The 26,098-nt window shown below is 27.7% G+C and carries 21 protein-coding genes; 3 read left to right on the forward strand and 18 right to left on the reverse strand.

Annotated features, from left to right (window positions below; genetic code table 11):
* Positions 1-402 precede the first annotated feature (402 nt).
* Entirely contained in the window at positions 403-1,272 is an 870-nt protein-coding gene (locus tag ACTG45_RS15190) for a LysR family transcriptional regulator (protein WP_021385714.1), read from the forward strand.
* Between the two features lie 62 nt (positions 1,273-1,334).
* Entirely contained in the window at positions 1,335-1,601 is a 267-nt protein-coding gene (locus tag ACTG45_RS15195) for a TIGR04076 family protein (RefSeq protein WP_479919288.1), read from the forward strand.
* Positions 1,602-1,671: 70 nt separating this feature from the next.
* Here the strand turns inward: ACTG45_RS15195 and aspS are convergent, their stop codons facing one another.
* The 14 genes from aspS to ACTG45_RS15265 form a co-directional block, all read right to left on the reverse strand.
* Positions 1,672-3,459, reverse strand: a complete 1,788-nt coding sequence (gene aspS, locus ACTG45_RS15200; RefSeq protein WP_479919289.1) for an aspartate--tRNA ligase — start codon at positions 3,457-3,459, stop codon at positions 1,672-1,674.
* Between the two features lie 73 nt (positions 3,460-3,532).
* Complete coding sequence (hisS, locus tag ACTG45_RS15205) at positions 3,533-4,795, reverse strand: histidine--tRNA ligase (protein WP_021385688.1); 1,263 nt, start codon at positions 4,793-4,795, stop codon at positions 3,533-3,535.
* Positions 4,785-6,344, reverse strand: a complete 1,560-nt coding sequence (locus tag ACTG45_RS15210) for a coproporphyrinogen III oxidase (protein WP_479919290.1) — start codon at positions 6,342-6,344, stop codon at positions 4,785-4,787. The genes hisS and ACTG45_RS15210 overlap by 11 nt, the downstream gene beginning before the upstream one ends.
* A 90-nt stretch (positions 6,345-6,434) precedes the next feature.
* Positions 6,435-7,049, reverse strand: coding sequence for an MBL fold metallo-hydrolase (locus tag ACTG45_RS15215; protein WP_479919291.1), 615 nt, complete (start codon positions 7,047-7,049; stop codon positions 6,435-6,437).
* Positions 7,050-7,063: 14 nt separating this feature from the next.
* Positions 7,064-7,513, reverse strand: a complete 450-nt coding sequence (gene dtd, locus ACTG45_RS15220; RefSeq protein WP_021385652.1) for a D-aminoacyl-tRNA deacylase — start codon at positions 7,511-7,513, stop codon at positions 7,064-7,066.
* 24 nt (positions 7,514-7,537) lie between these two features.
* Positions 7,538-9,745 carry a RelA/SpoT family protein gene (locus ACTG45_RS15225; RefSeq protein WP_021385682.1) on the reverse strand — a complete coding sequence of 736 codons (2,208 nt, stop codon included), beginning with the start codon at positions 9,743-9,745 and terminating at the stop codon, positions 7,538-7,540.
* A gap of 73 nt (positions 9,746-9,818) precedes the next feature.
* Complete coding sequence (locus tag ACTG45_RS15230) at positions 9,819-10,331, reverse strand: adenine phosphoribosyltransferase (RefSeq protein ID WP_021385675.1); 513 nt, start codon at positions 10,329-10,331, stop codon at positions 9,819-9,821.
* 12 nt (positions 10,332-10,343) lie between these two features.
* The gene (recJ, locus tag ACTG45_RS15235) at positions 10,344-12,794 is read right to left on the reverse strand and encodes a single-stranded-DNA-specific exonuclease RecJ (RefSeq protein WP_479919292.1); all 2,451 of its coding nucleotides are present in this window, start codon (positions 12,792-12,794) and stop codon (positions 10,344-10,346) included.
* Between the two features lie 12 nt (positions 12,795-12,806).
* A complete protein-coding gene (locus tag ACTG45_RS15240) occupies positions 12,807-14,471 on the reverse strand; it encodes an ABC1 kinase family protein (protein WP_479919293.1) in 1,665 nt (554 codons plus the stop codon).
* Positions 14,472-14,763: 292 nt separating this feature from the next.
* Complete coding sequence (locus ACTG45_RS15245) at positions 14,764-15,261, reverse strand: gamma carbonic anhydrase family protein (RefSeq protein WP_021385726.1); 498 nt, start codon at positions 15,259-15,261, stop codon at positions 14,764-14,766.
* Between the two features lie 28 nt (positions 15,262-15,289).
* Complete coding sequence (gene scfB / locus ACTG45_RS15250; RefSeq protein ID WP_479919294.1) at positions 15,290-16,669, reverse strand: thioether cross-link-forming SCIFF peptide maturase; 1,380 nt, start codon at positions 16,667-16,669, stop codon at positions 15,290-15,292.
* Between the two features lie 294 nt (positions 16,670-16,963).
* A complete protein-coding gene (locus tag ACTG45_RS15255; RefSeq protein WP_021385659.1) occupies positions 16,964-17,110 on the reverse strand; it encodes a cyclic lactone autoinducer peptide in 147 nt (48 codons plus the stop codon).
* 3 nt (positions 17,111-17,113) lie between these two features.
* Positions 17,114-17,719: an accessory gene regulator ArgB-like protein gene (locus ACTG45_RS15260; protein ID WP_479919295.1), complete on the reverse strand. Its 606-nt coding sequence runs from the start codon at positions 17,717-17,719 to the stop codon at positions 17,114-17,116.
* A 276-nt stretch (positions 17,720-17,995) separates the two neighbouring features.
* Entirely contained in the window at positions 17,996-19,426 is a 1,431-nt protein-coding gene (locus ACTG45_RS15265; RefSeq protein ID WP_479917319.1) for a DUF4116 domain-containing protein, read from the reverse strand.
* A 343-nt stretch (positions 19,427-19,769) separates the two neighbouring features.
* On the opposite strand from ACTG45_RS15265, the gene ACTG45_RS15270 reads away from it, so the two are divergent.
* On the forward strand, positions 19,770-20,435 hold the full coding sequence (locus ACTG45_RS15270) for a hypothetical protein (protein ID WP_479917320.1): 666 nt from the start codon (positions 19,770-19,772) through the stop codon (positions 20,433-20,435).
* Between the two features lie 425 nt (positions 20,436-20,860).
* Here the strand turns inward: ACTG45_RS15270 and ACTG45_RS15275 are convergent, their stop codons facing one another.
* From ACTG45_RS15275 to ACTG45_RS15290, 4 genes are all read right to left on the reverse strand, one after another.
* A complete protein-coding gene (locus ACTG45_RS15275; protein WP_479919296.1) occupies positions 20,861-22,132 on the reverse strand; it encodes a DUF4830 domain-containing protein in 1,272 nt (423 codons plus the stop codon).
* A gap of 196 nt (positions 22,133-22,328) precedes the next feature.
* On the reverse strand, positions 22,329-24,041 hold the full coding sequence (gene ptsP, locus ACTG45_RS15280) for a phosphoenolpyruvate--protein phosphotransferase (RefSeq protein ID WP_479917322.1): 1,713 nt from the start codon (positions 24,039-24,041) through the stop codon (positions 22,329-22,331).
* Between the two features lie 258 nt (positions 24,042-24,299).
* Positions 24,300-24,560, reverse strand: a complete 261-nt coding sequence (locus tag ACTG45_RS15285) for an HPr family phosphocarrier protein (protein ID WP_021385729.1) — start codon at positions 24,558-24,560, stop codon at positions 24,300-24,302.
* A 191-nt stretch (positions 24,561-24,751) separates the two neighbouring features.
* Positions 24,752-25,963, reverse strand: coding sequence for a patatin-like phospholipase family protein (locus tag ACTG45_RS15290; RefSeq protein WP_021385709.1), 1,212 nt, complete (start codon positions 25,961-25,963; stop codon positions 24,752-24,754).
* Positions 25,964-26,098 lie beyond the last annotated feature (135 nt).

The following is a 26,098-nucleotide window of genomic DNA, read 5'->3' on the forward strand; positions in this document are numbered from 1 at the left end:
TAATTCCCCCTAAAATTATAGTATCTAGATTTTTACTATTTAAAATAGTATAACATAATAATTTAGCTAATATCATTACTCTAAGATATTAAATAATATAAATAGAATTTTATTTTTAGTATATCTTAACTTCTGTAATAATTTTTTTACCTTACTTGATATACGATTTATTTCTCAGATATATTTTTATATAATTAAAGTTTTTAGCATTATTTATTTAATTAATTATATATCGAACTCACTTTTTTTAATTAGATTATGTATAATATATAAATAACTATATGATTAACTTTTTAAGATACTATAGTTTATTATACAAGCTTTATATTATAATGTATAATATATAGTTAATTATCAAACTGATATAACTTAAGTCATATTAAAAGAGGTGTATTTTATATTATGGATTTATTGCATCTTAAGTACTTTCAAACGGTTGCTAGAATGGAGCATATAACAAAAGCATCACAAAAACTAAATATAGCACAACCAGCTTTAAGTAAAACCATATCTTCTTTGGAAAGAGAACTTGGAGTCAAGTTATTCGATAGAAAAGGAAGATATATTGTATTAAATGAATATGGAAAATTATTTCTAAAAAGAGTGGACAGTATTTTAGATTTGGTAGAGATGTCAAAAAAGGAATTACGAGATACTTCTTTAGAGAACTCAGGGGAAGTAAAAATATTAGCCACTGCGGCAGCTAATGTACTGCCTTCACTTTTAAGTAATTTTAGAAAACTATATCCTAACATTACTTTTAATGTCTCACATACTTTACCATCTTCTTACAAGAAAAGTGATTTTGATTTGTATATATCTTCTTCGTTTACAAAAATAAATTCAGAAAATAATATAACTTTAACTTGTGAAGAGATATTATTGGGTATTTCAATTAATCACAACTTATCTTTAAAAGATGAAGTATACTTAAGTGAAGTTTCAGATGAAAACTTCATAGTTATAACTAAAGGTGAAAACTACAGAGAAATAATAGATATACTATGTGAATCTGCTAATTTCAAACCAAAAATAGCCTTTGAATGCGATTCACCATATACAATCTATGCACTAATAAAATCACTCCAAGGTGTTGGATTCATATGTGGAAAGTCATGGGGGTTATCTAAAGACCCCGAGATTAAACTATTACATATAAAAGATATTGAATTTAAAAGATATTTAAATCTATCATGGTTTAATGAAAATTACACATCTAAAGCTGTATTACTATTTAAAGATTTCCTTATTAGCTATTTTAAAAACCTTTAAATAAAAGCTGTAAATATAGTCTTTTTATATTAAATAAAAATAAAAGGGGGATATATAAAAATATGGCTAGAAGACCAAAGATAAAGATAACCTTAATAGACAAAAAAGAAAAAGGTGCTTGTCATTATGGACATAAGATTGGAGATTCATTTGATTTTGATACAGAAAGAGGAAGATTGTGCCCAATGGCATTACATGTAGCTTTTCCTTATATTGACATACTACGATATGGTGGAAGCATACCTGGTGAAGAAAATAAAAATGAATGTGTATTTTGTTGCCCAGATGCTAAAATTATAAATATATTTAAAATAGAAAAAATAGATTAACATAAAAAGTCTGAATATAAACATGCTTTATATCCAGACTTTTTACATTTTAAGTTCTTATAACTATATATTATTCGTTGTCTTTTATATCAACCTTTATACTTAATTCTTCTAATTGCTCATCTTCTGCTACTGTTGGAGCATTTGTCATAGGACAAACAGCATTTTGATTTTTAGGGAAAGCAATAACCTCTCTTATATTGTCAGCTCCTGCAAGTAACATAACAAGTCTATCAAGACCAAAAGCTAAACCAGCATGAGGAGGAGTTCCATATTTAAATGCTTCTAATAAGTATCCAAACTTCTCATTAGCTCTTTCTTCTGTGAAACCAAGTGCTTTAAACATTTTTGATTGGACATCAGAATTTGATATTCTAACACTTCCTCCACCTATTTCATAACCATTCAATACAATATCATAAGCTTTTGCTCTTAAAGATGATTTATCACCTTCTTCTAACTTATCTAAATCTTCATCCATAGGTGATGTAAATGGGTGATGCATTGCTGAGAACTTGCCTGTTTCTTCATCTTCTTCAAAAACTGGGAATTCAGTTACCCATAACAGATTATATACATTTTTATCTAACATATTAAGTCTATTAGCTACTTCAAGTCTAACTTGTCCTAAAGCATCAAATACTACTGAGTTTTTATCAGCTACAAATAAAAGTAAATCTCCTGCTTCAGCATTCATTCTTGTAAGTATAGCATTCATTTCTTCTTCATTAAAGAATTTTGCTATTGGAGAAGTTACTCCTTCTTGTCCTACTTTCATCCAAGCAAGACCTTTTGCTCTATATGTCTTAGCATGTTCTTCTAATGATGATATTTGCTTTCTAGTAAAATCATCAGCTTTACCTTTTACATTTATACCTCTAACACTTTTTCCTGGCTGTGTAGCATCTGCAAACACTTTGAACCCACAGCTACAAACAACATCAGATATGTCTGTTAATTCATATCCAAATCTAGTATCTGGCTTATCTGAACCATATCTAGACATAGCTTCTGCATAAGTCATCTTAGGAAGTGGAAGTGTCAACTCTACATTTAAAACTTCTTTAAATATAGCTTCAAGCAATCCTTCAATCATATTCATAACATCTTCTTGCTCAACAAAAGACATTTCACAGTCTATTTGTGTAAACTCTGGTTGTCTATCTGCTCTTAAATCTTCATCTCTAAAACATTTAACTATTTGGAAATATCTATCCATACCACTTACCATTAATAACTGTTTATATAATTGTGGTGATTGTGGTAATGCATAAAATTTCCCTGGATTAACCCTACTTGGTACAAGGTAATCTCTTGCTCCTTCTGGAGTTGGTGCAATTAAAAATGGTGTTTCTATTTCGCAAAATCTATTATTTGATAAGTAATTTCTCGTAATATTCATTACTTTGTGTCTTAATTTTAAGTTTCTCTGCATAGATGCTTTTCTTAAATCTAAGTATCTATATTTTAATCTTAGTGCTTCTGAAACATCATCATCATCTTTTATATAAATAGGTGGAGTTTCTGACTTATTTAAGATTCTAAGTTCAGTGGCAAATATTTCTATATCTCCAGTTGGCATATTAGGATTTTTAGATTGTCTTTCGCATACTTTTCCTTTTGCAGCTATTACAAATTCAGCCCCTAATTTTTCAGCTTTTTCAAAAGCTTCTTTATCTACATCTGTATCAAAAACTATTTGACACAATCCGCTTGTATCTCTTAAATCAACAAATACAAGACCACCTAAGTTTCTTTTTTTCTGTACCCATCCCATAAGTACAACTTCTTCATTTATGTTTTTTTCTCTCAACTCTCCACAGTAGTGAGTTCTCTTTAAACCCTTTAAAGTTTCCAAGATACTACCTCCATTTTATTTAATTTTAATGCTATATTATTATCTAATATGCAAAACATCATACTTTCTTATTTTACAGCTTTTGTTTTAATTCTTCAACTAATGTACTTAATTTTACAGTAGTTTGCTCTGATGTTTTCATATTTTTTAATGTCGCAGTGTCATTTTTAAGCTCATCGTCTCCAATTACTATTGTAAATTTAGAATTTATTTTATCTGAATATTTAAATTGTGCTTTGACACTTCTCTCTATATGGTCTTTATCTGCACTTATATGATTTTTTCTCAATTCTTTTAAGAGTTTAAAGCTTTTTGTATTTGCTTCTTCTCCTATTGTTACTATAAATATGTCTGTAGACTGTGGATTTTCTATTTCAATTCCATTATTTTCAAGTGTAAGTAAAAGTCTTTCAATTCCTAATCCAAAACCAATTCCACTTATACCTTTTGGTCCTCCTAGTTGTTCAACAAGGCCATCATATCTACCTCCACCACATACAGTACTTTGTGCTCCTATATCATTAGATATAATTTCAAAGGCAGTTTTTCTGTAATAATCTAATCCTCTAACTATTGTTTTATCAACTACAAAGTTTATATCCATTTCATTTAAGTATTCTTGTAATTTCGTAAAGTGAGTTTTACAATCATCACATAAATGGTCTGCAATAAATGGTATATCCTTAATATTTTCTTTACATGTAGGGTTTTTACAATCTATAACCCTCATTGGATTTTTTTCTCTTCTTTCATTACAAGTCTCGCATAGTACATCTGCTTTTGAATCAAGATATTCTTTTAATAAAGCATTGTATTCTTTTCTACAAACTGGACAACCAACTGAATTTATGCTTACTATTAAATCCTTTAGTCCAACTTCATTGAAAAATTGAACAGCTAATGCTATTATTTCAGCATCCATTGAAGGAGTATCACTTCCAAGTGCTTCTATACCAAATTGATGAAATTGTCTTTGTCTTCCAGCTTGTGGTCTTTCATATCTAAAGCAAGGTGTAACATAAAATAACTTAGTTGGTTGAGTATCTGCATACAATTTATTTTCTATAAATGCTCTTACTACACCCGCTGTTCCTTCTGGCTTTAATGTGATTTCTCTGTCACCTTTATCTTTAAAAGAATACATTTCTTTTTGAACTATATCTGTAGTATCTCCAACACTTCTTTTAAAAAGTTCTGTATGTTCAAATATAGGTGTTACCATTTCTTCATATCCATATAAAGCGCATATTTCTCTAAATTTATTTTCTACATAACTCCATTTATAAGCCTCTTTTGGAGTTATGTCTTTAGTTCCTCTAGGAGCTTTAGTCAACATTTTTATATACCTCTTCTTTCTTTCTTTTTATCATTTCATCTACTCTTGCAATGTATTGTTCAACATTTTTTACATTTTCTACTCTTTCAATTCTATCTTCATCTACATAAACAAATTTTGATATAGCACCTGCACCTAATGCATAATTACTTTGCTTTTCTTCCATAATTTGTATATTATAAATACACTCGTATCCTTCTTTAGCATAACCTATATTTTCTAAATTTCCTAACATATGTTTTTGTCTGTACATATAATATGGATTTAATCCCATATCTTTTGCGTATTTCATTGATAAATCTATCATTTTTACCATTTCTTCATACTGTGTTAGGTGTTCTTTATACATATCCATATTTATATTTAGGTTAGATGCTCTCTTTATAGCTAATGTATGAACTGTAAGACTTTCTGGAGAAAGTTTTTTTATTTCTTCTAATGTATTCTTCACCATATTTAAGTCTTCATCTATAAGACCTAAAATTATATCCATGTTTATATTATCAAATCCCATTCTACGGGCCATATTAAAACAGTCTACTAAATCAGAAACTTTATGTTCTCTACCAATTTTAACTAAAGTCTCATCATTCATAGTTTGAGGATTTATACTAATTCTACTTACATTGTGTTTTTTCAATACTTTTAGTTTTTGCTCTGTAATAGTATCTGGTCTACCTGCTTCTACAGTAAATTCCTTAATTTTAGTTAAATCTAATTCATTAAATAATGAATTTATAAGCAAGTCCAACTCTTCCTCATCCAATGTAGTAGGAGTTCCTCCACCAATATATAAAGTTTCAATTTCTTTGTTAGTATCTTTGATAAGCTTGGCAAAACCCTTGATTTCTTCAATCAATTTATAAACATATTCTCTTTTCAAATGCCCAAATTGCTTTAATGAATTTGAAGGAAATGAACAATATACACATCTAGTTGGACAAAATGGAATACTTACATAAAGAGAAATTTTATTTTTATCTATAGGATACATAAATACTCGCTCTCTTTTGGCGATTTCCAGAGCTAAATCTATTTTCTCATCTATTATAAAATAATTATCTTTTAGAATGTTTCTTATGCTATTATCATCTAACTTTTTATCCATTAGATTGTGGACAATTTTGACTGGTCTAATACCAGTCAAAATTCCCCATGGAACATAAGAATTAAACATTTGTTTAAGCACTATAAACATGCTTTTTTTGATACTTTCTTTACATAACTTTTTAAAGTTTCTCTTACTTTCATTATCTAACTTATTCAAAAAACCTTCAATTGATTTGCTATTGTCAAATCCATTTAAAAATTCAAGATTCATATTTTCTATATTTTGTATTGATTCATACTTTAAGTTTCCATCTTCATAACACTCAGTACTTGAAGACAATACACCATTTTCATAAATCAATCTATTTATTAAATACATTGACTCCATATTATTACTACATTTATCAGAGTCAGTAAACTTAAATTCATTAGTAAACAATTTTATAAGTTCTGCTACTTCATACTTATAATCGTGTCCTTTTAAAAAAACATATAACATCAACTTAACTCCTTCTATTTAACAGTAGAAGAACCCAATCTCTAATACAGTTATTAAATATTTGATACATTATTTAATACTACTATAAAATTACATATAAGGATTTGTCTTCTTTTCAACCCCTAGAGTACTAGTTGGACCATGTCCTGGATATACTCTAACAGCATCTTCATATTTACATAATTTCTTAAGTGATTTTTCCATTTGATGAAAATCTCCACTATACAAGTCAGTTCTACCAATGCTTCCAGCAAACAAAGTATCTCCTGTGAACAATTCATCTTCAACTCTTATACACATACATCCTTGTGTATGTCCTGGAGTATGCAAGAAAGTCATTTTTAATTCACCAAGTTCAAGCTTGTCTTTATCACTTACATATATATCTGCATCAAACTCCTGTGCTCCACATCTCATTGTATAGCTTAGATTTTTATTTTTATCATTTAATAATTCTTTTTCATCAATATGTGCAACTACCTTAGCACCAGTTTTATCTTTAATATCTTTAACATATCCTATATGGTCTCCATGCCCATGAGTAAGAATTATATATTCGATATTTAATTCATTTTCTTTTACAAAACTTAGAGTATCTACCAAACTTCCACCTGGGTCTATAACTGCACATTTTTTAGTTTTTTCATCACCTAATACATAAGTATTTACTCCAAAATAACTATCTACAAATTTTTTTATAACCATTAAAGTTTTCCCCCTTAAAAAGATTTACTTGAATCTAATAGTATTGTTACTGGACCATCGTTAGTTAATTCTACCATCATATGAGCCGCAAATTGTCCTGTACCAACTGTTACACCTTTATCTTTTGCCTTTTTTATAAACTCTTCGTACAGATTATTTGCAAGTTCTGGTTTAGCTGCATTACTAAATCCAGGTCTTCTTCCTTTTCTACAATCTCCATATAAAGTAAATTGAGATACTACTAAAAGCTCTCCACCTATATCCATTAGAGATAAATTCATTTTGTCATCTTCATCTTCAAAAATTCTCAGATTCAATATTTTGTCAATCATATAATCTACATCACTTGATTTATCATCATGAGTCACTCCTAATAATACTAGTAACCCTTTATTTATTTGACCTATAGTGTTTTCATCTACTGTAACTTTAGATGAAGATACTCTCTGTACTACTGCTCTCATAGTTTCCTCCCTATTATTTTAACTCTAATTTGTCATTCTATAAATACTTTCTACACCAGGAATTGCTTTTAATTTTTTCATTAGAATTTTTAATTCGTCTGTGTCATTAACTTCTACAAGTAGGTTTATACTTACAATACTATCCTTACCTTTTCTTGCATTTATTCCATTTAAACTAAGTTTATCCATTGCAACAATATGAGTTATTTCATTAACAATTCCTCTTCTGTCAACAGCCTTTATTTGAATCTCTGCTTCAAACTTACCTTTTCCTGCTGAACTCCATGAAACTTCTACCAATCTATTTTGGAAGAAATCTCCATTGTTGTTCGCATTCGGGCAATCAGCTCTGTGTATAGCTACTCCCCTACCCTTAGTGATATATCCTACAATTTCATCTCCTGGAAGAGGATTACAACACTTAGCAAATCTTACTAATATATTGTCAAGTCCTTTTACTATAATCCCTTGTGATGCATTTTTCTTTCTCTTTTTACTGTATTCTGTTTCACTTATATTGTGTTTATTTAAATCTTCTTCTTGTATTTGTTGTTCTTTTTTGACTTTTTTAACTTCTTTTAAATATAAATCTTTTACTTTAGATACAACTTGAGATGACATTATACCACCATAACCTACAGTAGCAACTAAATCCTCAACACTTGGCTGATTAAATTTCTTAGCAACTAGTGCCATATATTTTTCAACAAGAGGGTCTTTTTGTGGTATATCATGCTTCTTAAATTCTCTTTCTAATATTGTATTTCCACGATCAACATTTTCTTCTCTTCTTTCCTTCTTGAAAAATTGTCTAATTCTACTCTTAGCATTTGGTGTCTTTACTATATTAAGCCAATCTCTACTTGGACCATTGGAATTAGATGATGTAAGCACCTCTACAATATTACCATTTTGAAGCTTATAATCAATAGGAACTATTCTTCCATCAATTTTAGCTCCTACACATTTATTTCCTACATTTGTATGAACCCTATATGCAAAATCTATAGGTGTTGATTCTGCTGGTAATTCAATTACGTCTCCTTTTGGTGTAAATACGTAAACCTGACTATTAAATACATCTTCTTTAAGTGCATCCATAAACTCTTGTGGGTCTTTTAAGTCTTTCTCCCACTCCATCATTTGTCTCAACCACTGAAGTTTCTCTTCAACCTTTGATTCTTTACTAGAAATACCTTCTTTATATTTCCAATGGGCTGCGATACCATTTTCAGCTATATTATGCATTTCATGAGTCCTTATTTGTATCTCTAAAGGCTCTCCATCAGGGCCTACAACAGTAGTATGCAATGATTGATACAGATTTGGCTTTGGCATTGCTATATAATCTTTAAATCTGCCTGGAATAGGTCTCCATAATGTATGAACTATACCAAGAACTGCATAACAATCCTTTACGTTATCTACTAGTATTCTTACTGCTGTTAAATCAAAAATTTCTTCAAAAGTCTTATGTTTTTTTTGCATCTTTCTATAAATACTGTAAAAATGCTTTGGTCTACCATATACATCACATGGTATACTTAAATCTTTAAACTTATCTTTAAGAAGTTCAACAATTCCGTGTATATAATCTTCTCTTTGACTTCTCTTCATTGACACTCTATCAACTAAATCGTAATACCCTTCTGGGTCCATAAATCTTAATGCTCTATCTTCTAATTCCCACTTTATCTTAGAAATTCCTAATCTATGAGCTATACCTCCATAAATTTCAAGTGTCTCTTTTGCCTTATATTTCGCTTTTTCTGGAGGCATATATTTTAATGTTCTCATATTGTGCAATCTATCGGCAAGTTTTATAAGTATAACTCTTATATCCTTTGCCATTGCCAAAAACATTTTTCTTAGGTTTTCAGATTGAGTTTCTTCTTTTGAACGATATTTTATTTGACCAAGTTTCGTTACTCCATCAACTAAATCCGCTACTTCTTTGCCAAATTCTTTTGTTATGTCTTCATAGGTATATTCCGTATCTTCTACAACATCATGAAGTAAACCAGCTGTTATAGTTTCAATATCTAATTCCATCTCTATCAAAATGTTTGCCACTGCTAATGGATGAATAAAGTATGGTTCCCCAGATTTTCTATATTGTCCTTCATGCGCTTTTTTTGCAAGATTATAGGCTTTTTCAACCATTTCAAAATTTGCATTAGGTGCATAAACTTTTATTTTTTCAATTATTTCTTGTAATTCTTTATCATGCATATAACCACCTATTTTGTATAAAATTTTAATATATATGAAAATAGTTGGTGCTATACCAACTATTGTAAAAGTACTAGTATTTTATAAGAGAATTAACATTATAGTTAGATAACTTTTCTCTCCCATTTAAGAATTCTAGCTCAATTAAAAATTGCATAGAAACTACTTCTCCACCTAATTTTTCTACAAGCTTAGCAGCAGCTTCCATAGTTCCACCAGTAGCCAATAAATCGTCTACTATTGCTACTTTTTGACCTTTTTTAATTGCATCTTTATGTATTTCTAAAGTATCCGTACCATACTCTAAGCCATACTCATAACTCTCAACTTCTCCTGGTAATTTTCCAGGCTTTCTAATTGGAACAAATCCTACTCCTAAAGCATACGCTACAGGTGTACCCATCAGAAATCCTCTTGCTTCTGGCCCTATTACTAAATCTACACCTTTATTTTTTAGTTCTTCAACTATAGAGTCTACTGCATATTTAAATGCCTCGCCATCTTTAAATAGAGTAGTAACATCTTTAAAATCTATACCTGGCTTTGGGAAATCATCAATATTCCTTATAAAGTTTTTTAAATCCATGGGAAACGCCTCCTAATAACTGCTATTATATTGTTTTTCTAAATTTTTTAGATTATTGAGTATTAAACTCTCATTTAAATCTAATTTTTTCTGTGGTTTTGGCAATATTCTTATGAGTACAGAATTTTTTTCATAATTTAAATTAAAGTCAAGTAAATTTAATTCTCTAAACACATTCAATATCGTAAAAAACTTTAATGGAATTACATTAAAAGTTCCCTTTATATTTACCATATCCAAATCAATTTCTTTTTTTATGAGTGCTTGTTTATAAATTGTTATAAATTCATCTCTTGATGGAACTATATTACTAACTACATTCTTTAAATATAATAGGTCTGTTTTATTATAATATTTTATAATTTCACTTTCTTCTCTTTTATTCTCATATATATACGAATATTCGCCTTTATTGTATAAATAATCATAAAGAATAATATTATTATATCTTTTTAAGTCTATTTTATCAATATTAGGAGAAAATATAAGCTCTAATTTATCAGTATTTTTGCTAATATCTTCAATAATATTGTAATTTATCTTAAAATCTAAATCTACAAGTGATATATCTGACACTGCTCTATAAAATCCATTTATAGAATTAGATATTATTAATGTACCTTTTTCAAAATAATCAAATATATTTATATCAGTATTTCCATCAAATAATTCAAAATCAGATACAGATATATTATACAAGCTTTGTGTATCTTTTGGTATTATTTTTGACATTAATTTCAGTGAAAGTTTGTCATTACTTGCACTTTTAGGTCGAGCTAATCGGATATCTTTAAGTAAAAACTGTACTTTCCTATTTCCCATATAGTTATTTTCATCTAATTGGAACAATACATCTACTTTGTCTCCCACTTTATACAATGATTTTAAGTGACTCATGTTAAATCCTATACATTCATAGCTTTTTTCTTTTTCTATACTTAATTTTAGATGTTGTTGATTTTTACCTATAATTTTTAAATCTTTTAAAATATAATTTCTAACTATAAATCTAGGATTTGGATTATTTAATCCAAAAGGCTCTAACTTATGTAATTCTTCTACAAGATTTAAATTTATTACATTTTCTTGTAGTTCAAATTCAACATTCACATTCTCTATCATATCATCTTCAGTCAAATTATAATTTGCAAATTTATTTATTTCATTTGCCAAAGCTTCCACATTATCTGAATTTAAAGATAATCCTGCTGCTTGTTCATGACCTCCAAACTTAGTCATTAAGTCTTTACACTTTACAAGAGCTTCAAACACATTAAATCCTTTTATAGACCTTGCTGAACCAGTAGCCTCTCCATCTTCTATGCCTAAAAGAATCGTAGGTTTATAGTATTTTTCAGTTAGCTTTGATGCTACAATTCCTATTATTCCATGTTGCCAACCTTCTTTAGCTAAAACCAACACTTTATCATCATTGTATCTGCTATTAGACTTTAACATTTCTTCAGCTTCATGATACATCTTAGCCTCAATCATCTGTCTTTCATTATTTTTTTCTTCTAGTATATTTGCTATTTCTATAGCTTCCTCTTGTGATTGAGTTGTAAACAACTCCACCCCTAAGTAAGAATAGCCCAATCTACCAGAAGCATTTATCCTAGGACCTATTGCAAAACCTATATGAGAAGAACCTATTTTATCACTTTCTACACCACAAACTTTTATAAGCTCTCTTAATCCAATATTTTTGCCTTCTTTCATTAATTTTAAACCATTTTTTACAATTATTCTATTTTCATCTATAAGTGGAACAATATCACAAATAGTTGCCAGAGTTACTATTTCTAGATAATCATACATACTAGTTTTAAATTCTTCTTTTGGAGTTAATGCTTGAATCATTTTAAATGCTACTCCACATCCACATAGTGAATCAAATGGATAATTACAATCTTCTTGTTTTGGATTTATTACTGCAAATGCTGATGGAATCTCATTTTGACATTCATGATGGTCTGTTATTATAACATCTATACCCAAATCATTCGCTATATTGACCTCAGATACCGATGTAATTCCACAGTCAACACTTATAATCAAGTCACATCCTCTAGAGCTTATAAGCTTAATAGCCTCTTCATTTATACCATAGCCTTCTTCCAATCTATTTGGGATATAGTAATCCACATGATATCCTATACTTTTAAAATATATACATAAAATAGAAGTAGATGACACACCATCAACATCATAATCTCCATAAATCCAAATTTTTTCGTTATTTTCAATAGCTGATTTTATCCTATCAACAGCCTTCTGCATATCTTTTATCAAAAAAGGGTCCCTTAAATAATCTAAAGATGGATTCATAAATATTTCTGAATCTTTTTCAGTACATATCCCTCTATTTTTTAAAATTTGGCAGATTTCCGGGGAAATATTAATTTTTTTGCTAAATTCACTTTCCTCTATCTTACCTTTATATTTCAATATCCATTTTTTCAAATTTAATTCCCCCTAATCCTTTTTATATTTTGACCTAACACTCCTTATAACTAAACAAAGTCCTATTATAAAAGATATAAAGAAACCTCCTATAGCAGTAAACTTTATCCATATATTGTTTTCTATATTTGGAGATGCAATTATAAGGGAAGAACCCACTATAATTGATGCTAACACTAAGCTCAGTGATATTTGAGACGTTAACTCTAATATACAATTTTCTAATTTTGTCATTTTTACGTCTTCAATTTGCATTTTTATATTATTTCTTTCTACATTCTTTAAGATTGCTTTTAGCTGTTTTGGAATAGTTTTTATATCAAGTAATATTTCCTCTACATTTTGTCTTGAACTTAAAACAACATTTTTAGGATTAAACTTATTCTTATAATGATGCTTCATAAACTCTTTTCCCATAGAACCAAAAGAAAAATCTGTATTCAAAGTTCTACTTGTTCCTTCTAATGTTATAATAGTCTTAGCAAGAGTCACAAATTGTGCTGGCATGATTATCTTGTACTGTCTAAAAAATCTAAACAGTTCATTTAATACATCTGTTACATTTATTTTTTCTATAGAAACATCATAGTAGTAATGTATTAGATAAAGTAAATCCTGTCTAAGACCTTTAATATCTGCTTCTCCATTTAATGCATCCATTTCTATCAACAAGTATATTATCTTGTCAACATTCTTTTCTACGCCTGCTAATGCAATTTCATTTAATTGGTTTAGCGTTTTATTGTCAATAATTCCAATCATTCCGAAATCTATATATGCTATCTTGTTTTTAGCAACTACAAATATATTACCTGGATGTGGGTCTGCATGAAAAAATCCATGGGATAATACTTGTGTAAAAAAAGACCTCACTCCTATTTCAACAATAGTTTTTGTATTATAACCCAGTCTCTTTATTTTTTCTACATCACTTAATTTTGTACCATTAACCTTCTCCATTACTAAAATTTTCTTAGTATTATATTCTGAGTATATTTTAGGTATATATACTTCATCGCTATTTTTAAATATCCTAGAGAATTTAGTTGCATTTATAGCTTCAAAAGTATAATCTAGTTCTCTCATTAATTGAGTTTGAAATTCTTCAATCATTTGTACTAAGTCTAAATTAAAATCTTTTTTTAAATCCTTTAAAGTATTTGCAACCGTTCTAAGAATTTCTAAATCAGACTTTATTATTTTCTCTATATTTGGTCTTTGAATTTTTACAATTACTTCTTCTCCAGTTCTAAGTACGCCCTCATAAACTTGTCCAATTGAAGCAGCTGCAATTGGCTCTTCTTTAAACTCTAAGAATATCTCTTCTATACTTAATCCTACTTCTTCTTTAAATATCTCAATGGCTATATTTGAGTCAAATTTCTCCACATCATCTCTAAGTTTTGATATCTCATCAATTATATCTTGGTCTAACAAGTCTTTTCTTGTACTCAGTATCTGCCCTATTTTTATATATGTAGGTCCTAATTCTTCTAAAACTCTTTTTATTCTCTCACCAGTTGTCATATTTTTTATTTCTTCTGGTGGGTCAAATAGTGGAATTTTATAAGCTATTCCTTCTATATTTAATCTTTCTACAATAAAACTAAAACCATACTTTATTAAAACATATCCAATTTCTCTATATCTTTTTAAATTTCTATAACTTATTCTCAAATATTTTCACTCCTAAAATAGGTATACCCAAAAACTTACACCTTAATTTATCACATATATGACATTATCCTACCAATTGATATTCTAATATCCTCTTTAATATTTAATTTTATCACATATACTAGTAATTTTATTAAAATTATTTAACTCAGTTAATTTTTATTTTTGACATTTTATACCTATTTTAATCAGACACTTTTTTAAAACTAAAATATCAACTAAATTTAATAAAATAAATTAGTGGTTGCCTCAAAACAGATTTAAGTATGTTTTGAAACAACCACCTTTTAATTTAATATTTTTGATTTTGTGCTGCTTCTAGATACCATTCATATGATTCATCAATATATCTTTTATCTTCTTCTGTAAGTTCTCTAACAACCTTACCAGGAGACCCCATTATCAAAACACCTGGTGGAAACTTCTTATTAGATGTAATTAATGTACCTGCTCCTATCAAAGTATATTCTCCTATTTCAGCATTATCTAATATTATTGAACCCATACCAATCAAAACATTGTCGCTGATTTTACAACCATGAACTATTGACCTATGCCCGACTGTTACATTGTTACCAATTATAGTGTCTGCATCTCCATGAACTATAGAACAATCTTGTATATTAGTATTTTCTCCAATAGTTATCGGTCCTTCATCTCCTCTAACTACCGCATTATACCATACACTTGAATTCTTACCTATTTTGACGTTTCCAATTATATCTGCTGATTTTGCCACAAATACACTTTCATCAATTAAAGGCTTATCTTCCAAATAATCTCTAATCATATATAAACAACTCCTTTAAGATATAAATTTAGTTAGTTGCTCCTTCTAACATTAACTTAGCTTGTATCATTATAGAGCACTCTGTACGTTTTCTTTGCATTTCACATCCTAATTCATATGGTTTTGATATGTCATTATTAAAGTTTATTGCATTTGCATGACATCCACCTGAACAGTAAAACTTATTCCAACATTGTTTACACTCTTCTTTAGTATATACATGAGCTTCTCTAAACATATTTTTTAAACTTTCTGGAAGTACAATTTCTTCATCAAATATATTTGCCATTTTAAATTCTTCATTTCCAACAAATTGATGGCATGGATAGATATCTCCATTTGGTGTTACAGAAAGATATTCATTTCCAGCACCACATCCAGTTATTCTCTTTATTACACATGGTCCTTGATTTAAATCTATCATAAAATGGAAAAACTTAAATCCATCTCCTTGTAATTGTCTATCTGCATACTCCACAGCAAACTTTTCATACTCTTCAAATATCTTAGGTAAATCTTCTTCTCTAAGTGCATATGGATTACTTTCATCTCCAACAACTGGCTCTACAGATGTTAATTTAAAGCCTAAATCTGCAAAATGCATAACATCTTTAGCAAAATCCAAATTATCTCTTGTAAATGTCCCTCTTATATAGTAATACTTATCTTTCGCTCTTTTTTCCACAAGCTTTTTAAATCGTGGTAATGTAATATCATAACTCCCTTTATCATTTAAAGTTGGTCTCATATTATCATTAATTTCTTTTCTTCCATCTAAACTTAAAACCACATTATGCATATTTTCATTTATATAATCTATAATTTCATCATTTAATAGTACACCATTTGTAGTTATTGTAAATCTTATATTTTTATTATAATCTTTTTCAATACTTCTACCATAATCAACTAACTGTTTTACAACTTCAAAATTCATCAAAGGCTCTCCACCAAAGAAATCTATCTCTAAGTTCTTTCTACTGCCTGAATTAGCAATCAAATAGTCTATTGCTGACTTACCTACTTCAAAGCTCATAAGTTCTTTTTCTCCACCAAAGTCACCTTGAGCTGCAAAACAGTATTTACATTTTAAATTACAATCATGTGCTACATTCAAACATAAAGCTTTTACCACAGGTTCTCTATGTACAAAACTTGGATGATATTGATATGTATCTTCTGTATATAAAAGACCTTCTTTTTCTAAATTTGATATTTCTTCATATGCTTCATTTATTTTTTCTTCTTCATATTTAGATTTTAATACATCTAATACTTCTTCCTTACTTTTTTCTTTATAAAAGTCTAATAAGTCGTATGCAACATCATCTAATACATGAACAGCTCCACCATTCACATCTAAAACGATATTATATCCATTCATAGAAAATTTATGTATCATACTCATAACCTACCTCCTAAATTACTATCTATACTAAAGTTTTTTATTATTTTAATTAAACTTTACCCTTCATTATATCATAAGTTTATCTAAAATACATACAATACAAAAATGACTTACTAATCGTAAGTCATTTCATTGGATACACTATATCCCCCTAAATTGGCACACTAATACACTATCAAATATATATTATACACCCGTAAAATAAATTTTGTATCTAGTTTTATATGGTTTTAACCTTATTAAAATATAATAATTCCTTTTTTATAATAATTTTATATAAATAATTGCTTGTGTTTAATTTTTCTTCTTTAAAGTCTTAATTTCTTCAGGAACTTTAGGCTGATGTATAATCCATGGACAAGTACTATTAGCTGACAATATAGCAGTGCTAAGTGCTAATGAACTAGCAAATTTCATAAATTTTACAATAAACTTCTTCATAACTTAATTCTCCCTCATACATATTTTACTTATATTCTTAGCTTTTAATTTTCCTAATACCAACATTATAAATATCCAAAACATAGCAAATACACTATATATGAAATAATCTACAAATATATTTAATAAAAAACTTAAAACTGTCATTGATAACACTACTGTAGATATAAATACAGCAACTTTTTTGTAAGTTGATTTTTCTCTATCACTAATAGGATTACTTCTATGCTCTATTGGACAGAGAAGACAAATTCCAATCCAACTAATACTAGCAATAATCATAATGATATTTTTAAATAAGTATATATTTAGATTTTCTATAATTAATATTGTAGACAAAATTATAAAAACAAAAGTCAATAGGCATCTAAAATAATTGTCTGCATGATACCCTCCTGAAAATTGTCTTATTGGACAGTAGCACATCAAGAAAAACAATATATATGTAAATTTACCAAATAAAAAACCTATGAGCAGCATGGTCGTTATATTAACTATAAAAGCCATTAATATTTCAAATCCATAAGAGTAAACTCTGGATTCATTATTATCTATCATATTATTACAGATTAAAACAGATGTCATTTTATCAGCATATTTCTTAAACATTTTTACCTCCAAAAAAATTTTACATACATAGAATACCTTCTTTTTTGAGAAAATTCAATATACTTTACAAAACTAGTTGTTAAAATTGTAAAACTGGTCAAAAAAAGACCTATATAAATTTTTAGATATTCTTTATATAACAAAATAATTATAATAAAATAGTTTTACTATCTTTTATATACATAAAAACACCTAACTTATTACTATAAGCTAGGTGTCTTTATACAGTACAAAATATCAGTTTTTAATTTATTTACAGATATTCTTCTATATATTTCAACTTTGTTTTTGTTTTACATATTGTAGTGCTTTTCTATTCTGTTTTACTGCCTCTAAGCAAATTTTTTCTGTTTGATTATCAACAAATTCCAAAGCTCTATAATTTTGTTTTACTGCTTCTAGACACACTTTTTCTGTTTGTTTTTTCACATATTTCAACATTCTATAATCTTGCTTTACTGCTTTTAAACAAATTTCTTCTGTTTGCTCTTTTACATATTTAAGGGCCTCATAACTTTGATTTACTGCCTCTAAACAAACTTCTTCTGTTTGTTTCTTTACATATTGTAAAGCATTATAATTTTCTCTTACTGCCTCTATGCACATTAATTCAGTCTGATTTTCTATATATTTAAGAGTCTTTCCATTTTGTTTTACTGCTTCTACAAAAACTCTTTCTGTTGGAACTTTTACATAACTTAATATTTCTTTTATTTGAAGTTCTTCAAATGAACCTTTTATTGCCTCTATACATATATCTTCTGTCTGTTTTTTTACATATTGCAAGACTTTCCCATTTTGTCTAACTGCTTCTATACATATTTCTTCTGTCTGCTCTTTTACATATTGTAACGCTCTTCCATCATTTCTAACTGCTTCCATACATATATCTTCTGTCTGTTTTTTTACATATTGTAGTGCCATATAACTTCTTCTAACTGCTTCTATACATATTTCTTCTGTCTGCTCATTTACATAATACAATGCAAAATCATTTTGTTTTACTGCTTCTATACATATTTCTTCTGTTTGCTCTTTTACACAAGGTAGTGCACTATAATTTTCTTTTACTGCTTCTAAACATATACTATTATTTTGTTCTTTAACATAAGCTAGAGATTTTCCATCTTTTTTTACTGCTTCTAAACATATAGTTGGAGTTTGCTCTTTTATATCTTTAAGTATCTCTGCAACATCATTTTTTGATGCCCTTTCTATAAATGCTAGACACACATCTTCAGTTTGCTCTTCTACAAATTTAAAAACTTCCATGACATCATGAGTAGATGCATTTTTTATAGCCTCAATTAATACATTATCTGTCTTGTCATTTATGTAGTACAAGGCTCTGTAGTTCTGCTTGACTGCTTCTATACAAATATCCTCTGTTTGATTTGTTATATACTTAAGAGCCTTGTATGTCTGTTTAACTGCTTCCATACATACTCCATAAGTCTTATCTTTTACAAACTCAATTATAGTACCATCCTGTTTTACTGCTAGTAAACACATTTCCTCTGTTTGATTTTCTATGTCTTTCAATTCTCTGTAATCATATTTTACTCTGCTTAAGTCATTTAAATGTACTTTACTTTCTTCCTTTGAATTTTCCTCATTATTCTCTATATCATCCTCAAATTCTTCATCATCTAAATAGTCATCTTTTTCTGGTAAAAATATAGATTTAATTTTATTTTTTATATCCATAAAATTAACCTCCTTTAATACGATTTTATCATTAAAGTAAATCGTTTTTAAGTATTTATTTAATTAATTTTATATTAAGTTCCTTTAAAAGTCCATTCATTGTCGATAGATTATATTTTATATTAATAAATTTATTTTACATATGTGGGGTAATAAATTTAATAGTGGACAGTTTCCATCCCATTAGTATACACTATTTATATTTATTACTCATTTATAGTGATTTTTTTCAATTTTTTTCTTATTTACTATATCATAATTATCCAATTTATGATATTATTTAAATATAATATAAGTTTTATAAAGTATATTAAATATATTATAAGATGGAGGTCGAGTAATTTTGAAAGGAAACATAGTACAATTTAATTTTGCAGATATAGAGGAAGAAGTATATTCGTTAGATTATGCAATAGCATGGAATACAGATGAGGAAAACGTAAACATCATACCATTTACAAATAAATTTTGTAAAGAATCTATAGAATCTTTTTGTCTAGGTAAGATTGACAACTTTGTTGAAATATTAAATGAAGGATTTGTTGAAAATCATCATTATGTGCATTTAGATAAAATAATTAGTGTCCCTAAGAAAAAGGTTAATTTAGTATATCAACAAGACACACATGGTTATCTTTTAAGAGATGATAATAATAATCTTATTCCTGCAAAAATAACTTCAGAACAATCTAAGTCTATATCAAATAAGATGGAGTTATTCTGTGCTGGTGAAGAAAAATGTTTAATTAATATATTACTAAAGGCTGACCCATCATATATTTTAGATGTAGATAGTATAAAGGATAAGAACATTCTAAATTTAGGTTATGAGTCTATTGATAGATACAAAGAATACAATTTTGACGATGATAAGATTTTAATCTTTTTTATAAATAAAAAACGTTACTCATTAATTATGAAAAAAACAAATAATTCTAGTAATGATTTAAATACTAGAAATAATGATATAAAAAAATTATTTACTAATAATGCAGAAAATCTTAGCTAGTATTATAATTTTAGCTAAGATTGTTAATTAAATTAATAATAGTATACAAAATGGGAGTAGATAAATCTACTCCCATTCATTTATAATAAACAAATAAATCCATAAACCTATTGAGTGATTATAATTTTTAGATTGTGTTATCTTGCATTTTTAAATTTAAGGTAACTTTCTATTCTAAACTTTAATCTCTACATCAATATCTTCAACTGTAACAACTTACAATTAAATCTTTAATAATCAAACTTTAGACTATCTATATTAAAACTCAAATTAGATTCAGGATTTATTTGGATATCACATTTATTTTATTAAATATTAATTAATTATTTTCTACTTACAAACTTAGTCTTCCCCTAATTCTATTATTAAATACTTTTAATTATTTTTCAATACAATATTAATTTTTAACAATATTTATTTTAGATTTATTTTGTAAATCCAGACACTTTCCACACTCCTTTTTCATCTACAATATCAATATTGATATCAGAAAAACTTCCTCTTCCAGTGTCACTCATTATATCATTACCCCCAAATACCACATTATAACATCTTTTTCCATTTTCTTTTAAATCCACATTTTCCATATATACAATTTTATCATTATCAATATAATCTGGTAAATTCATCTCAAACTTAGTATCATTAAAAAGCTTATGATTATCCAAATTGATAAATAGAGTGTTTATCTTACTTTCTACATCCATAGTAGTTAATAAAACTTTTGCATTATTTTCTTTTATAGCCTTTATATACATTTTTATCAAATCTTCATTGCTTAACTTTGATACATCTATATATAAAGAATTGGACTTATCTATACAATTATCTTCTATCCATGAACTTAAGTCTTCTTTTGTTACTTCTTTAAAACTATGTCTTTTTAAGCTAATAGCGTTCCCTTCATGCCTTCCAGAATCAATATACGCTCCTACAATTTTTCCTTCATACCTTATTATTATACCTCTAGTACTTAATAGAGTATCTTCAAGTTCATCTGATAATGGTTCAGTTAAATTGTATATCTCAGCAGTAATCTCTTTTGATTTTAAGTTTGAAAAGTCTAAACCTATATCTTTAGATAGCTCTATATTATATGCCCAGTATAACTTCTCTACTGTATCTTCTGATGAATACTTAAAATTATTTGGAATTGTTTTTTGTTGAGATGATATTAAAAAACTTGGTGTCCAGTTATACTTTTTAAAAAGTTCATTTACATCATTAGGTACTTTCGAATATTGAGGTCTAAATTCTTCAAGTGATGATATCAACCTAAAGAAATCATGTGGTACATTAAATTTTTCATTATTATATTCAATATTTCCGACATTATGTGTACTATCATATGAGTAACTTATGATTTTTTGTTCTCCATCACCATTATAGAAATTTATACTTTGACTTTTTAATATAACTTCATTCGTATTCTTATCTTTATCTTTATAATACGTTACACCATTTAAATAATTTAGTATCTCATCTATTAAATGTTTATCTAAAATTAAAATTGGCTTAGAATCATTTTCTTGACTAGTATTACTGTAAATTTCTATTTTTTTTGTATCTTTTAAATCTAAATATATTTTTTTATCATGTTTATCATTTATTAAATTGGGTTTTGTATTTAAATATAATATTACAAAACTCAAAATAAGCATAGCTATGATAAATACTTTTGTTTTTATACCTTTCAAATTGTATACCTCCATTAAATATTTATTAGATGCAGACTATATCCTTAATACCAAACCATAAATATTATAATACATTAAATTATACAATAAAAAAGCCATAGTATATAGACAAACTATGGCTTTTACTCATTCATTAAATAATTTTCATTATCTATAATCTACCTAAATAAGTATTTATGTAGATATAATTTAATAATTACATATTAAAACTAGTTTCAATATATTTCTTTATTTCTTCAGCAGTACCCATATTAAGTACTTCATCAGCTAATTTTTTCATATCAGATTCTTTAACTGAAGTTATTAACTTTCTAGCAGGAAGTATTGATATTGGAGACATAGAGAACTCATCTAATCCCATACCTAAAAGTATTGGTATCATTTTTTGGTCTCCAGCAGATTCTCCACACATACCTGCCCATTTACCTTCTTTATGTGCATTATCTATAACTGTCTTTATAAGTCTTAAAACAGCTGGATTAAATTGATTATAAAGATAGCTTATTTTTTGATTCATTCTATCAACTGCACAAGTATATTGAATTAAGTCATTAGTTCCTATAGAGAAGAAATCTACATGTTTAGCCAATACATCAGATATTATAGCAGCAGATGGTACTTCTATCATCATACCAATTTCTACATCTTTAGCATAAGCTACACCCTCAGAATCAAGTTCTGCTAAAACTTCTTTTACAACTTCTTTAGCTTGTAATAATTCTTCTAAAGATGAAATCATAGGGAACATGATTCTTAGTTTTCCATGAACACTTGCTCTATATAAAGCTCTTAATTGAGTCTTAAATATATCTTTTCTATCTAAGCAAAGTCTTATTGCTCTATAACCTAAGAATGGATTCATTTCAGGTTCCATACTTAAATAACTTAATTCTTTATCTCCACCTATATCCAGTGTTCTTATAACTATAGGTTTCCCATCCATTCCTTCTAGTACAGCTTTGTAAGCTTCATATTGTATTTCTTCAGTTGGGAAAGAATCTCTATCCATGTATAAGAATTCTGTTCTATAAAGACCAACACCTTCTGCATCATTCTTTATTAGACCTTCTATATCATTAGGAGTTCCTATATTACCAGCTAGTTCTACATGCTTACCATCTAAAGTTACAGATGCTTTTCCCTTTAATAATTGTAATGCTTTTCTCTCTTCTTCATACTTAGCTTTTAACTCAGTATATTTATTTATAGTCTCTTCATCTGGATTAACGATTACTTCTCCAGTATCTCCATTGAAGACTACAAAATCTCCATCCTTAACATTTGAAGTTATATCACTTAATCCAACGATTGCAGCTATCTCTAAAGTTCTAGACATGATAGCCGTATGAGAAGTTCTTCCACCTATATCAGTTAAAAATCCTAAAACCATTTTTTTATTCATAGTTGCTGTGTCTGATGGAGTTAAGTCATGTGCTATTAATACTACTTCTTCACTTAAAGCAGATAAATCAACAACTTTAATTCCTAATATATGTCTAAGTATTCTATTTGTAACATCTTTTATGTCCGCTGCTCTTTCTTTCATATACTCATTATCCATAGACTCGAACATGCTAACAAACATCTCTTTTATTTCATTTAAAGCATACTCTGCATTTACATTTTCAGTTTTAATTTTATCTATTGCAGAACCAATTAACTCTGGGTCTTCTAAAACTAATAAATGTGCTTCAAATATTTCTGCCTCTTCTGCTCCTAATTCTTCAGAAGCCTTTTCCTTAACTTTTACTAATTCTTCTTTAGAAACTGCAACTGCATTTTCTAATTTAGCAATTTCCGCTTCAACATTATCTATAGATTTCTTTTCAATTACTAATTCACTATGCTCAACTACTAACGCTTTCCCTAAAGCAACACCAGGAGAAGCACCTATTCCTTTGTAAGCCATAACCCTACCTCCTAAAAAATATCTTCTGTATTTTCATACTAAATTTATGATTAAAAATATCTTATTTCATATTCTAAAATATTTGTATTTTCATACCCAATTAACAATAGTCTTAATCTTCTGATTAAATAAACATGAAAGTAACAAAGAAATTAAATATCTACAAACGTTAATCTGTATATGTTTAATGCTTCTCTGTTACTTTTACTCTAAGTAATGATTAGATTACAAATATTAAACTTAAAAAAATTATTATATCTACTCTCCAAATCCACTTTCAACTAATTCAACCATTGCAGCTAAAGCTACTTCTTCATCGTCTCCATTTACAACTAACTTTAATTCTTCTCCTTGAGCTAAACCTAAACTCATTATTCCCATTATTGATTTTGCATTTACAGTTTTGTCTTTTGCTACAACCTCTACTGTTGATTTGAATTCAGCTGCCTTCTTAACAAACATTCCTGCTGGTCTAGCATGTAATCCACTTGCATTTTTGATACTAACTATTTTTTCCATTTTTTTAATCCTCCTATAGACTTTACATTTTATATTTTTTAAAATTGTTTTCCTATTTTTTACTTTAATGGTACTTAGTGGTACTTTTTTGTCCTATGGTCATTTTTTGTTCCCACTAGTGCTACAAAAATATTATACTACTAATATACACTTTTTTCGAGTATAATTACAAATTTTTTTTTGTTTTTTATTTAACTTTGATTTTTTAAGTCTTTTATAATACAATTTGTCAATAATTTTGTATTTTTGTTCTTTTTAATACTAATTTTAGGTCTAATTTCAAAATTAGAAGCTAAATTTTTATTAGAATCAATATTTGTATTTACAACATCTAAAACTTTGTTAAAATCATATAATTTTATTCTATTTATGCTATTTTCTTCAAGTTTTTTTTCATATATACAGTAAAATAAATCTTTATATGAAAAATTCTTTGGTAATCCAAGCACTTCACCAAGCTTTGGTATTACACTTTCCATAATAGTTCTAAGTGAAGCATCTCTTTTTATGTTTAATAAATTACAAATACACTGTACAGTTTCATTACTCATACTTCTAAACTTGTCAAAACAATATTCTTCATTATATTTATATTCTACATCAAAATAATACTTAATCCCATTGCATCTTTCATATGCTTTCATAGTATCCAAGTAACCCAATCTAATATTTTTTTCTACATTGTCTCTATCTTTATTAAGAGAACCTCCCAGATACTCTGATGGTATTATAGTTTTTATATTTATATTCTGATGTTTATTTAGATTCATCTTTCCAAGAAAATCATCAATCAATCTAATCACAACAACATCTTCATACCCTTTGTCTTCTAAAAGTCCTATTGGCATATTGTCACAAAACATTCCATCAAGATATAATTTATCATCCATCATATTTGATTGAAAAATAGGCAAACTAGAACTAGCAATTAAATAATCAATCAATCTCCCTTGTGGCATATCTTCAATATACAATGGGTGTGGATTAATCTTTTTATCCCACCATACTGTAACAAGTCCAAAGTCTTTTTTTGATTTTCGTATTATATCTTCATTTAATGTAGTTTCCATTAGTTGTCTCATAGGGCTTATATCTATACCTTCATTTTTTCTAGCCTTATTTATAAGTTCAATAAGTGCGTTGATATTTTTAGTAGTGAAATCTACATTTTTAAATTTCTCATAGGTATCTTTATCAATATTCATAAAGTGAGTATAATCGTAGTTTAACCAAATATCTTCCATTACTTCAATATCATTTTGAATTATATATGCTCCATTTAAAGCACCAATTGATGTGCCAGTTACTCCTTGAAACTCTATCCCAAGCTCTCTTAAAGCCTTATATGCACCTATTTGATAGGCTCCTTTTGTTCCTCCACCTTCTAAAACTAATCCTTTCATATTATCACCTACTATATTAAAAACATTTCTGATTTCTATTTCTCAGCAAATATTAATTCAAAAAACTATTTTTAGTTATTGGAGAAAAATAAAATTGCACAAATTTATTTTTATTTTATCAAAAAAACATTGAAA

The sequence above is a fragment of the Clostridioides sp. LIBA-7602 genome, assembly GCF_056688945.1.